Origin of the sequence: Burkholderia sp. Ax-1720 (genome assembly GCF_011753035.1) — a bacterium.
GTDB classification, from domain to species: Bacteria; Pseudomonadota; Gammaproteobacteria; order Burkholderiales; family Burkholderiaceae; genus Burkholderia; species Burkholderia gladioli.
Genome location: NZ_VWWK01000057.1, coordinates 24,491 through 36,886, shown reverse-complemented (window position 1 = coordinate 36,886; position 12,396 = coordinate 24,491). Strand labels below are relative to the sequence as shown.

The 12,396-nt window shown below is 71.4% G+C and carries 12 protein-coding genes; 11 read left to right on the top strand and 1 reads right to left on the bottom strand.

Features of this window, described 5'->3' with window-relative positions:
- The 3 genes from F3J18_RS18090 to F3J18_RS18080 all read left to right on the top strand — a co-directional run.
- A partial coding sequence (locus F3J18_RS18090; RefSeq protein ID WP_166913565.1) for a cytochrome c occupies positions 1-1,251 on the top strand: 1,251 nt, incomplete at its 5' end.
- 68 nt (positions 1,252-1,319) lie between these two features.
- On the top strand, positions 1,320-2,327 hold the full coding sequence (locus F3J18_RS18085; RefSeq protein WP_345892524.1) for an XdhC family protein: 1,008 nt from the start codon (positions 1,320-1,322) through the stop codon (positions 2,325-2,327).
- A gap of 144 nt (positions 2,328-2,471) precedes the next feature.
- Positions 2,472-2,744 carry a hypothetical protein gene (locus tag F3J18_RS18080; RefSeq protein WP_017921582.1) on the top strand — a complete coding sequence of 91 codons (273 nt, stop codon included), beginning with the start codon at positions 2,472-2,474 and terminating at the stop codon, positions 2,742-2,744.
- Positions 2,745-2,766: 22 nt separating this feature from the next.
- Here F3J18_RS18080 and F3J18_RS18075 read toward each other — a convergent pair whose 3' ends face one another.
- Positions 2,767-3,675 carry a LysR family transcriptional regulator gene (locus F3J18_RS18075; protein ID WP_043278335.1) on the bottom strand — a complete coding sequence of 303 codons (909 nt, stop codon included), beginning with the start codon at positions 3,673-3,675 and terminating at the stop codon, positions 2,767-2,769.
- A 175-nt stretch (positions 3,676-3,850) separates the two neighbouring features.
- On the opposite strand from F3J18_RS18075, the gene F3J18_RS18070 reads away from it, so the two are divergent.
- From F3J18_RS18070 to F3J18_RS18035, 8 genes are all read left to right on the top strand, one after another.
- Entirely contained in the window at positions 3,851-4,960 is a 1,110-nt protein-coding gene (locus F3J18_RS18070; protein WP_025098629.1) for an agmatine deiminase family protein, read from the top strand.
- 207 nt (positions 4,961-5,167) lie between these two features.
- Positions 5,168-6,481, top strand: coding sequence for an Nramp family divalent metal transporter (locus F3J18_RS18065; protein ID WP_013697300.1), 1,314 nt, complete (start codon positions 5,168-5,170; stop codon positions 6,479-6,481).
- 430 nt (positions 6,482-6,911) lie between these two features.
- On the top strand, positions 6,912-8,285 hold the full coding sequence (locus tag F3J18_RS18060; RefSeq protein ID WP_166913563.1) for a cysteine--tRNA ligase: 1,374 nt from the start codon (positions 6,912-6,914) through the stop codon (positions 8,283-8,285).
- A complete protein-coding gene (locus F3J18_RS18055) occupies positions 8,279-8,878 on the top strand; it encodes a 6-carboxytetrahydropterin synthase (RefSeq protein WP_166913562.1) in 600 nt (199 codons plus the stop codon). The genes F3J18_RS18060 and F3J18_RS18055 overlap by 7 nt, the downstream gene beginning before the upstream one ends.
- Positions 8,879-8,909: 31 nt before the next feature.
- Positions 8,910-9,059: a type B 50S ribosomal protein L36 gene (ykgO, locus tag F3J18_RS18050; RefSeq protein ID WP_025098626.1), complete on the top strand. Its 150-nt coding sequence runs from the start codon at positions 8,910-8,912 to the stop codon at positions 9,057-9,059.
- An 11-nt stretch (positions 9,060-9,070) separates the two neighbouring features.
- A complete protein-coding gene (locus F3J18_RS18045) occupies positions 9,071-9,631 on the top strand; it encodes a carbonate dehydratase (protein WP_013697304.1) in 561 nt (186 codons plus the stop codon).
- Between the two features lie 40 nt (positions 9,632-9,671).
- Positions 9,672-11,054 carry a dihydroorotase gene (locus F3J18_RS18040; RefSeq protein ID WP_166913561.1) on the top strand — a complete coding sequence of 461 codons (1,383 nt, stop codon included), beginning with the start codon at positions 9,672-9,674 and terminating at the stop codon, positions 11,052-11,054.
- Between the two features lie 183 nt (positions 11,055-11,237).
- Positions 11,238-12,356, top strand: a complete 1,119-nt coding sequence (locus F3J18_RS18035) for an NAD(P)/FAD-dependent oxidoreductase (RefSeq protein ID WP_166913560.1) — start codon at positions 11,238-11,240, stop codon at positions 12,354-12,356.
- Positions 12,357-12,396 lie beyond the last annotated feature (40 nt).

Here is a 12,396-nt window from a genome sequence, read left to right as displayed (position 1 = left end):
ATGCTGCCGGGCCCCGCGCCGATCGCGCCGATCCCGGCCGGCTCGGCGGGCGGCGCCCAGGTCTGGAGCGCCGAGACGCTCGAGCGCGGCCGCCTGGTGGCGATCGCCGGCGACTGCGCGGTCTGCCACACGGCGCCGGGCGGCAAGACCAACGCGGGCGGCTTCCCGCTCGAAACGCCGTTCGGCACGATCTACTCGACCAATCTCACGCCCGATGCGGAAACCGGCATCGGCGGCTGGTCCTACCCGGCCTTCGCGCGCGCCATGCGCGAGGGCATCTCGCGCGACGGCCATCATCTCTACCCGGCCTTTCCGTACACGGCCTTCGCCAGGCTCAGCGAGCCCGACATGCTCGCGCTGTATGCCTACCTGATGTCCCAGCCGGCGGTGAAGGCGGCGCCGCCGCCCACGCGCCTGCCGTTCCCGATGAACCAGCGGCGCCTGGTGGCCGGCTGGAACTGGCTCTATCACGACGACAGGCCCTATGCGCCCGATCCGGCGCGCTCGGCGCAGTGGAATCGCGGCAAGTACCTGGTCGATGGCGCCGGCCATTGCAGCGCCTGCCATTCGCCGCGCAACGCGCTGGGCGCCGAGAAGGGCGGCTTCGCCTACCTGAGCGGCGGCCAGGCCGAGGGCTGGGACGCGCCGGCGCTGGTCGCCGCCTCGCACGCGGCACCGGTGCCCTGGACCGAGGACGCGCTGTTCCGCTACCTGCGCACCGGCTTCTCGCCCGAGCACGGCGTGGCGGCCGGGCCGATGGCGCCGGTGGTGGCGGGGCTGGCCGAGCTGCCCGAGGGCGACGTGCGCGCGATCGCCCATTACCTCGCCTCGTTGTCGCCCTCGGTCGACGCGCAGGCGGTGTCGGCCGCCGCCGCGTCGCGCGCCGGCGGCGCGGAGCTGGTCTCGACGCTCGGCATGGAGAACGGGCGGCGCGCCTTCGATGCGGCCTGCGCGGTCTGCCACGCGGAATCGGGCGGCGTCGGCCATTTCGGCGTGCGCCCACTGATGGGCCTCAACACCAGCGTGAGCCACGCCAATCCCGACAACCTGCTGCGCGTGCTGCAAAACGGCATCGCCCAGCCGGCCACCGCCGCGCTCGGCTACATGCCGGCCTTCCGCGACGAATTCGACGATCGCCAGATGGCCGAGCTCGCCGCCTACATCCGCAAGCGATATGCGCCGGACCAGCCGGCCTGGCGCGATCTGGAAGCGGCCTCGGCACGGATCCGCGCGCAGGGAGCGGGGCATTGAACGCGCTCGAGGCCTTCCTCGCGCCGGGCGGCTCGGACGGCACCGGCTGGCACGGCGCCGAGCGCGAGGTGCTGGAGACGGCCGGCGCCTGGCTGGCGGCCGGCCACGCGGTCTGGCTGCATACCGTCGTGCATACCTGGGGATCGGCGCCGCGGCCGGTCGGCGCGATCATGGCGCTGCGCGACGACGGGAGGATCGCCGGCTCGGTATCGGGCGGCTGCATCGAGGACGAGCTGGCCGAGTCGCTGCGCCGCGACGGCCCGCCCGGGCCGCTGCCGGCCCTGCTCGAATACGGCCTGCTGGCCGACGAGGCGCATCGTTTCGGACTGCCATGCGGCGGCACGCTGCGGCTGGTGCGCGAGGCGATCACGCCGGCCAGCGGGTTCGGCGCGCTGCTCGATGCGCTGCGCGCGGGGCGCGTGGTGACGCGCACGCTCGATCTCGCCAGCGGGCGCGCCACGCTGGGGGAGGTGGCAGGGGATGCGGCGGCGCCCAGCTTCGACGGCCGGCGACTGGTCGCGCCGTTCGGGCCGGCCTGGCGGCTGCTGCTGATCGGCGCGGGCGAGCTGAGCCATTACGTGGCCGCGATGGCGGTGCCGCTCGGTTACGCGGTCACGCTCTGCGACCCGCGCGACGATTACGCCGAGCCGCCGCTGCCCGGGCTCACGCGGGTGCGCACCATGCCCGACGACACCGTGCTGGCGATGCGGCCCGATGCGCGCACCGCCGTGCTGGCGCTGACCCACGATCCCAAGCTCGACGACCTGGCCCTGATCGAGGCGCTGCGCACGCCGGCCTTCTACGTCGGCGCGATCGGCTCGCGCCGCAACAGCGAGGCGCGCCGCGAGCGGCTGCGGCTGTTCGATCTCGACGAGGCGCAGCTCGCGCGCCTGCATGCGCCGATCGGCTTGTACCTGGGCGGCAGCACGCCGCCCGAGATCGCCGTGTCGATTGTCGCCGACCTGACCGCGCGCCGGCATCGCGTGCCGGTGGCCGGCTTGCGCGACGTCGAGGCGGGCAAGGCCGCCCGCGCCGCGCCGGATGGTTCGGGTGGGCCGGGGCCTTCGGGCTCTTAAGCGCGCCTTAATCCAGGGCCCCTAGCATGCCGATAGCGGTGACCGGTCGAAGCTGTCGAGCGGCGCCGCCAGCGCGCCCCGACGCGCCGGCATGCCGGCCCTGGCGCGCGCCCATCGACCAGCCCCTTGCCGCGACGGTGCGCCATGATCAAGCACTTCAACTACACGCTCGGCGACGAGACGATTTCCCTGTGTGCCAGCTTCGGCGCCGGCCCGGCCCTGCGCCGCGTGCTGGTGAGCCGAGCCGATTCGATGGAGACCCTGGTGGTGCTCGATGCGCGCGGTTTCTCCGGCATGCTGAAACTGGTGACCGAGGCGCCCGAGGGCTTGCTGGACGACGCGATCCGCAAGGTCGAGGACGAGCAACTGGTCGAGCGCGCGATTCGTGGTCGCGCGATCGTCGAGGCGCAGCTCTGAGTTCGGCGCCGCGCGGCTTGGCTCAGGCGGTGGGGTTGGTCCCGTCGCTCGCCGGGTCGCCCTGCGCCAGCAGCCAGTCGAGCAGTTGCCCGACGATCGGCGATCGCGAAGGCCCGGCCACGCGTGACAACCACCAGGTCGTGCCGGGCAGGCGCGGGTAATCCTCCAGCACCCGCAGCGCGCCGCGCGCGATCTCGTCCTGCGCCGCCAGTCGCGATACGCAGGCCAGGCCGCGCCCGCGTCGCACGGCATCCAGCACCAGGCGCTGATCGTCGTAGATCGCCCTGATCCGGTAGGCCGACAACGGCCCGCGCAACAGCGCGGCGGTGCTCTCGTCGGTCAGGTTCTCCTCCAGGCAGATCAATCCCGCGTGCCGATGATGCTCGGCGCGCGGCACCCCGCTCAATTGCCGGGCCAGCCCGCTCGCGCAAACCGTCACCCATTCGTCGCGCAGCAAGGGCGTCTCCAGCAGGCCCGGCTGCTGCATGGGGCGCGCGCCGATCGTCAGGTCGACGTCGATCTCGTCGACGTAGCGCGCGCTCTCGTCGGTCGAGAGCAGCGGGCACAGCTCGGGCAGCGCCTGCTGCAACTGCTCGAGACGCGGTTGCAGCCAGCCGTGCAGCAGCGGCGCGGGACACACCAGCACCACCAGCCCCGGATCGAGATAGCTGGCGATCCGGCCGAGCCCGCTGCGCAGCGTGTCCATCGAGCGTTGTACGCTTCGCTGCAGCACCTCGCCGGCCACCGTCAGCTCCACGCCGCGGCCCACGCGGCGGAACAGCGGCTGCCCGAGCTGTTCCTCGAGCTGCTGGATCTGGTGGCTGATCGCCGATTGCGACAGGTGCAGCTCGTCGGCGGCGCGCGAGAAGTTGCCCAGGCGCGCGGCCGCCTCGAAGCCCATCAGTAATTTCAGGGAAGGAACGCGTTGCATGGAGATATGAGGAAAGTTGATTGATTCAGGCAATAAACATCATTTTTCATCAAGTCTGGCTGCCAGCACAATCTCGCATCGGCCAAACGTGAAGGCGCGGCATGAAAGGGACGGAATCCGGACCCGGCTGCGCGCCGGCGCGACAGGCTCCATCGATCTGATTGAGGAATTCGAGATGACGACACGACGCCATTTCCTGAAACGCGGTGTGCTGGCCTCCAGCGGCGCGCTGGCCGCGGGCGCGCTGGGCGGCGCCTTCAGCCTGCCGGCGCAAGCCCGCGACGAAGCCTGGCGGATGCCCGACGAGGGCGACCGGCATGCCGCCACCTGGATGGCCTTCGGCCCCAGCGAGGCGATCTGGGGCGCCCGGCTGCTGCCGGTGGCCAGGCAGAACCTGGCGGGCATCGCGCGGGCGATCGCCGCGCACGAGCCGGTGAAGATGCTGGTGCGCGAGCAGGAGCAGGAGACCGCCGCGCGTCTGTGCGGCGCCTCGGTCGAGCTGGTGCCCTGCGAGATCGACGATCTCTGGATGCGCGATACCGGCCCGGTGTTCGTCAAGGGCGCGGCCGGGCAGCTCGGCGCGGTCGGCTTCAACTTCAACGGCTGGGGCAACAAGCAGGAGCACGAGGCGGATGCCGAAGTGGCGGGCCTGGTCGCCGATCGCGCCGGCGCGGCGCGCGTCGCCACGCGCCTGGTGCTGGAGGGCGGCGGCATCGAGGTGGACGGCGAGGGCACGGCCATCATCACCGAGAGCTGCGTGCTCAATGCCAACCGCAATCCGGGCCTGGACAAGGCGCGGTGCGAGGCGGAGCTGTCGCGGCTGCTCGGGCTCAGGAAGATCATCTGGCTGCCCGGCATCGCCGGCCGGGACATCACCGACGGCCATACCGATTTCTATGCGCGTTTCGCCAGCCCGGGCGTGGTGGTGGCCGGGCTCGACCCGGATCCGTCATCCTACGATCACGCGGTGACCCAGCGCCACCTGGCGATCCTGCGCAAGGCCAGCGACGCGAAGGGCCGCCCGCTGAAGGTGGTGACGCTGCCGGGGCCGGGCAGCGTGCGCGCCCGGTATGAGAACGACCAGTTCGCGGCGGGCTACATCAACTTCTATGTCTGCAATCGCGCCGTGATCGCCCCCGAGTTCGGCGATGCGAAGGCGGACCGCAACACGCGCGACGTGCTGACCGACCTGTTCCCGGGGCGCGAGGTGATCCAGCTCGATATCGACGGGGTGGCGGCCGGCGGCGGGGGCATTCACTGCACCACGCAGCAGCAGCCGGCTTGAGCGAAGGCGGGTTGCCGGCCGGGCCGGCGCGGCCGGCTCGTCGCGTCGGTGGCTCGAGGGCTTGGCCCAGGCTCGCCCCTGGCGGCGCCAGCAGGGGACGAGAATAGGGCGGCGTGGTTCGCGGCGCACGATCCCGGCCGGATCTTTCCGGCCTCAGTACAATGCACGGGTTCCGCCGTGCCGCCCCCTTTTTCTCGCCCGCCCCCGATGCCGCTGCCGACCATTCCGACCGCCCCGTTCTGTCCCGCCGAAGTGAAGGGCAGCATCACCATCGATGCCCGCGCGCCGTGGTCCCAGAAGCTGCGCCGCTTCGCCGGCCCCGGCCTGCTGGTGGCGATCGGCTACATGGACCCGGGCAACTGGGCGACCGACATCCAGGCCGGCTCCGAATTCGGCTATTCGCTGCTGTGGGTGGTGGCCTTCTCGAGCCTGGCGGCGATCTTCCTGCAGATGCTGGCCGCGCGGCTCGGCCTGGTGACCGGGCGCGACCTCGCGCAGGCCAGCTACGAACGCTACGGCCCGTTCGGCAAGTGGCTGCAATGGGTCACCGCCGAGATCTCGATCATTGCCTGCGACATCGCCGAGGTGCTGGGCTGCGCGCTCGCCTTCAAGCTGCTGCTGGGCGTGCCGCTGGCCTGGGGCATCGTGCTGACCGCGCTCGACACGGTGATCGTGCTGGGCCTGCAGGGCAAGGGCTTCCGGCAGATCGAGGCGATCGTGCTGGGCCTGATCGGCACCATGGCGTTCTGCTTCGTGGCGCAGGTGGCGATGGTGCCGCCCGACTGGCACGCGGTGGCCGCGGGCCTGGTGCCGGGCAACCCGGGCCATGACAGCAAGGACGCGATCGTGCTGGCGCTGGGCATCGTCGGCGCGACCATCATGCCGCACAACCTCTACCTGCATTCCTCGGTGGTCCAGACCCGCCGCGTCACCGGCGGCGAGCGCGGCCAGGTCCGCGACACGCTGGCGATGGTGCGCGTCGATACCTGGGTGTCGCTGCTGGTGGCGATGTGCGTGAACGCGGCGATCCTGATCCTGGCCGGTTCGGCCTTCCACGCGGCGGGGCATACCGGCGTGGCCGACATCGAGCAGGCCTACCAGCTGATCACGCCGCTGGTGGGCGGCGGCGCGGCGATCCTGTTCGGCATCGCGCTGCTGGCCTCCGGGCAAAGTTCGACGCTGACCGGCACGATCGCCGGGCAGGTGATCATGGACGGTTTCCTGCAAGTGAAGATTCCCTGCTACCAGCGTCGCCTGATCACGCGCGGGCTGGCCCTGGTGCCGGCGCTGATCGGCGTGCTGGTGCTCGGCGACGGCTCGGTCGGCAAGCTGCTGGTGTGGAGCCAGGTGCTGCTGAGCCTGCAACTGCCGTTCGCGATGTGGCCGCTGATCCGCTCGGTCAGCGACCGCCGGCTGATGCAGGACAACGCGATCGGCCTGCCCGCGCGCCTGTTCGCCTGGCTGCTGTTCGCCGTGATCACCGGCACCAACCTGCTGCTGGTGACGGGCGTGGTGGGCTGAGCGGCCGGCGCCGGGCGGGGTTTGCTTCCTATCGCGAGGTAAAGCTCGACGATGCCGTCGATTGGTTTCCCCATGTATTGATCGAGGCTCGGCTGGCCGGGCGCCCCTTGCCGTGCTCCGCTTGTGAATTGATACGTTATATCGTAACATCGCCTCTCGCCGGCACATCGCGGTCGAGTTCGTAGCGGGACGCCATTTGCCCGGCGGCCTTTGTCGCCGCACGTGCCGCATCCAATGCGCTCGCCGGCAGCCATGCCCGAGGCAGCGCGTCCATTCCCGGACCGATTCCGTGCGGGCCACCTCAATCCTTGCAGAGACATGTTGGCATGAATCCCGCTCGCACAATTATTTCGTTTTCCGAAATGACGACGAGGCATGCCGACTCGGAAAGTGCAGCCGCGCAAGCTTCGCGTCCACGGGAGATGCCCGCATGAACGCGCCGATCCAGCTCTACAACACGCTCACGCGCGAAAAGTCGCCGCTGCGCACGCCGGTGCCGGGGCGAGTGACCCTCTATGTCGGCGGCCCGACCCTGCACGACCATGCGCACCTGGGCAACGCGCGACCGGCGGTGGTGTTCGACGTGCTCGCCCGGCTGCTGCGCCTGCACTACCCGGACGTGCTCCATGTCGGCCGGCTGGCCGATGTCGACGACCGCATCCACGCGGCCGCGCTCGCCGCCGGCGAGTCCGTCGAGGCCTTCACCGCGCGTTATCGCGACGCCTGGCGCGAGGACCTCGACGCGCTCGGCGTGCTCGCGCCCGACGTCGAACCTCGCGCGAGCGAGCAGGTGGCGGGCCTGGTCGAGCAGGCCGCGCGCCTGCTGGAACGCGGCCATGCCTACATCGAGGCCGGGCACGTGCTGTTCCACGTGCCCTCGTATCCCGGTCATGGCCGGCTTTGCGGCCGCCCGGTGGAGGACATGATCGCGCTGGCGCGCGGCGAACCCGCGCCGCGCCGGCGCCATCCGCTCGATTTCGTGCTCTGGAAGCCGGCCGAGCATGGCTTTCCGGCATGGCCCAGCCCCTGGGGCGCCGGGCGTCCCGGCTGGCACGCGCAGTGCACCTCGATCCTGGAGCGCGAGCTGGGCCGCGAGATCGATATCCATGGCGGCGGCCAGGACCTGATCCATCCGCATCACGAGAACGAGATCGCGCAGCTCGCCTGCGCGAACGGCATGCCGCCGAGCCGGACCTGGCTGCACAACGCCTTCCTGACCGTGAACTGGCAGAAGATGTCGAAGCCGCTGCGCAACGTGGTGACGCTGCGGGCGCTGCGCGAGCGCGCGTCCGGCGAGGCGATCCGGCTCGCCCTGCTGTCGGTGCACTACCGGCAGCCGCTGAACTGGAACCTGCAGCGCCTGTCCTCGGCGCGGCGCACGCTCACGCGCGGCTACCACGTGCTGGCGGCGGCGCGCGACACCCGCGTCGACACCGCGGTGGAACCCGACGAGGCGGTGCTGGCCGCGCTGCGCAACGACCTCAACGTACCGGCGGCGCTGGCGCGGCTCAACGGCCTGCTGGCCGCCGTCGACGGCGCGGCGACCGAATCCGCCCGGATCCGCGCGAAGTCACGCCTGCTGGCTTCCGCGCGGCCGCTCGGCCTGCTGCAGCGCTCGCCCGAATCGGCCCTGCGCGAACTCGGCGCCGAGGCCGTGCCGCGCGAACGCGCGCGGCGCGCGCCGGCCGATGAATTCGACCTCGAACCGGCCGCCGCCCTGGAGGCGGATCCGGAAGCCCGCGCCGACGACAGCGCCGGCGGCCGGCGCGTCACCCGCTTCGCGACCCAGGGCGCACGATGCTGATCCGCAAACTGTTCCGCTTCGAGAGCGCGCATATCGTGCGCGGCTGCACCACGCGGCGCTGCGCAAGCTCGGTGCATGGCCATTCCTGTCGCGTCGAACTGCTGCTCGAGGCGCATGCGTTCGACCACGGCCAGATGATCTACGACTTCGGCCTGCTCAAGCACGAGGCGCGCGAGCTGATCGACGGCTTCGACCACGCGGTCGCGCTCTGGCGCGACGACGATGCCGACTACCTCGCCGCGATGCGCCGCCATTCCGAGCGCTGGGTGCTGCTGCCCGTCTCGCCGAGCGCCGAGCAGTTCTCGCGCCTGTTGTTCCGCTTGATCGACACGCTGCTCGACGCGACCGACATGGCCAATGGCGAGGCCGACGTGCAACTGCACTCGGTGATCGTCCACGAGACCGAGACCGGCTATGCGCAATGCTTTCGCGCCGACGCCGTGAACCCGAGGATGGGACCGATCGATCTTCGGGACATCGAATTTTCCCCGGCGATCCTCGGGGAATGGCGCGATCCCGCGCTGCTGGCGCGGCTCGCGCGCGGCGAGCGGATCGCCAATCCAGCGCCGGTCGCGCCGGCGCCGGCCTACTGAGCCCACCCTCTCATCCAACGGAGCCCGAGACATGCAAGTCCTGTCCTCGCTGAAGGAAGCGAAAAAACGCGATCGCAACTGCCAGGTGGTGCGCCGCCGCGGACGCATCTACGTGATCTGCAAGACCAATCCGCGTTTCAAGGCGCGCCAGGGCGGCGCCCGCAACAAGCACAAGGGCTGAGCTTTACGCACATGATCCGCAAGAACCCGCGCGGCGACCTGCCGCGAATCCATCCCGACGCCTTCGTCGATCCGACCGCCGTGCTCTGCGGCCTGGTGATCGTCGAGGCGAACGTCTTCATCGGGCCTTACGCGGTGATCCGCGCCGACGAGATCGACGCGAACGGCCATATCGAGCCGATCGTGATCGGCGCGCACTCGAACATCCAGGACGGCGTGGTGATCCACTCGAAGTCGGGCGCGCGCGTGAGCATCGGCCAGCGCACCTCGATCGCACACCGGGCCATCGTGCATGGCCCCTGCGAGATCGGCGACGGCGTGTTCATCGGCTTCAACAGCGTGCTGTTCAACTGCGTGGTGGGCGACCGCTGCGTGGTGCGCTACAACGCGGTGGTGGACGGCTGCCGGCTGCCGCCGCATTTCCACGTGCCCTCCACCGAGCGCATCGGGCCCGAGACGGATCTCGAGGCCTATCCGCAGGTCACGCCCGACGCGAGCGAATTCTCCGAGGACGTCGCGCGCACCAACAACGAACTCGTGCATGGCTACAAGCACATCCAGAACGAATTCTGAGGCGACCGATGCGCATCACGCGACAAGGCGGGGGAGCGGCATGAGCGGCACCCTCGAACAGGACGAATTCGACGCTCGCCTCGCGCGGCGCCATGCCGACCTGCTGGTGACGGGCGGCACGGTGCTCACGCCGGGCGGCGAGGCCAGCATCGACATCGCCTGCCTGGACGGCCGGATCGTCGCGCTCGGCGAGCTGTCGCGGCGCTGGAGCGCCGAGACGCGGCTCGCGGCCGACGGCCTGCACGTGCTGCCGGGCGTGATCGATACCCAGGTGCATTTCCGCGACCCGGGCCTGACCCACAAGGAGACGCTCGAGGCCGGCACGCGCGGCGCCGTGCTCGGCGGCGTGACGGCGGTGTTCGAGATGCCCAACACCCAGCCGCTCACGCTGGAGGCCTCGGACCTGCGCGACAAGCTGCAGCTCGCGCGCGGCCGGGCCTGGTGCGATCACGCCTTCTACCTCGGCGGCTCGGCGCTCAATGCCGAGCGGCTCGCGGTGCTGGAGACGCTGCCCGGCTGCGCCGGCGTGAAGGTGTTCATGGGCAGCTCGTTCGGCAACCTGCTGGCCGACGAGGACAGCGTGCTGCGCCGCATCGTGCGCAACGGCCGGCGCCGCATGGCCGTGCACGCCGAGGACGAGGCGCGGCTGCGCGAGCGGCGCGCGCTGGTGGAAGCCAGCCGCGACGTGCGCGACCATCCGCGCTGGCGCGATCCGGAAAGCGCCTTGCTGGCGACCCGCCGGGTGGTCGGCATGGCCGCCGAGACGGGCCGCAAGCTGCACGTGCTGCACGTGACCACCGCCGAGGAGATGGCCTTTCTCGCGCAGCACAAGCGGCGCGTCAGCGTCGAGGTCACGCCGCACCACCTGACGCTCGACGCGCCGGCCTGCTACGAGCGGCTCGGCAGCCTCGCGCAGATGAATCCGCCGGTGCGCGACGCCTACCATCGCGAGGCACTGTGGCAGGCGGTGCGCGACGGCGTGGTGGACGTGATCGGCAGCGATCACGCGCCGCACACGCGCGAGGAGAAGGCGCGGCCCTATCCCGATTCGCCGAGCGGCATGACCGGCGTGCAGACCCTGCTGCCGCTGATGCTCGACCACGTCGCGCTCGGCCGCCTGAGCCTGCAGCGCCTGGTCGACCTGACCAGCGCGGGGCCGGCGCGGCTGTTCGGCATCGAGGGCAAGGGGCGCATCGCGCTGGGCTACGACGCCGACCTGACGATCGTCGACCTGGCCGCGCGCCGCATGATCGGCAACGACTGGATCGCCAGCGTCTCGGGCTGGACGCCGTACGACGGCGTCTGGTGCCGCGGCTGGCCGATCTCGACGGTGCTGCGCGGCCGGCCCGTGATGCGCGACGGCGAACTGCAGGGCCAGCCTTCGGGCGTGCCGCTGACCTTCCTCGACATCGCGCCGGGCTGAAGCCTGCCGGCGCGCGGCAACCGGCGCGGCCGTCTTCCTGACGCGAAGCTTGCGGGACGCGATGCACGGGCGTGCCGTTGGCGAGGCTGCGCTATGCTGCGGTTTCCTCATGTCGTGTCGTGTCGGATCGCGCGCCGGTCGGCGCGACGAACACGGCACCGATCGAGCCAGGAGACCGAGCAGATGACGGACAGCGTGGAGTGCGTGGTGATCGGCGCCGGCGTGGTGGGCCTCGCGGTGGCGCGCGCCTGCGCGCGGCGCGGCTGGGAGACGGTGATCGTCGAGTCGGAAGCGATGATCGGCACCGGCACCAGCTCGCGCAACAGCGAGGTGATCCACGCCGGGATCTATTACGCGGCCGGTTCGCTGAAGGCGCGTCTGTGCGTGGCGGGCAAGCAGCAGCTCTATGCCTATTGCGAGGCCGGCGGCGTGCCGCATCGGCGCTGCGGCAAGCTGATCGTCGCGACCGACGCGGCGCAGCGCGACGCGCTCGACGCGATCGAGGCGGCCGCGCGCGCCAACGGCGTGACCGACCTGCACCGCCTGGACGCCGCCCAGGCGCGCGCGCTGGAACCCTCGCTGCACTGCGTGGCCGCGCTCGAATCGCCCTCGACGGGCATCGTCGACAGTCATGCGCTGATGCTCGCGCTGCTCGGCGACGCCGAGCGCGCCGGCGCGATGATCGCCTATCGCTCGCCGGTGAGCGGCGGCGAGATCCTGCGCGAGGCCGGCGGCCCGCTGATCGAGCTGGAGGTGGGCGGCGACGAGCCGATGACGCTACGCGCGCGCCGCGTGATCAACGCGGCCGGCCTGCATGCGCAGGCGGTGGCGCGTGCCTTGCGCGGCCTGCCCGCCGACACGATCCCGCGCGAGCGCTACGCCAAGGGCAATTACTACTCGCTGGCGGGGCGCGCGCCGTTCTCGCGGCTGGTCTACCCGGTGCCGGAGCCCGGCGGGCTCGGGGTGCACCTGACGCTGGACCTGGCCAACCAGGCGCGTTTCGGCCCCGACGTGGAATGGGTCGACAGCATCGACTACCGCGTCGATCCGGCCCGCGCCGAGCGCTTCTACGCGGCGATCCGGCGCTACTGGCCGGCGCTGCCCGACCAGGCCCTGCAACCCGCCTACTCGGGCATCCGCCCCAAGCTCGACACGCCCGATGCCGACTTCGTGATCCAGGGCGCCGGCGTGCACGGCGTGGCGGGGCTGGTGAACCTGTACGGCATCGAATCGCCGGGGCTGACCGCCTCGCTGGCGATCGCCGACGAGGTGCTGGCGCGCCTGGACGAGGCGGCCGGCTGAGCGCGACGAGCCCGGCGTCGCCACGCGGGCTGCCGGTTCC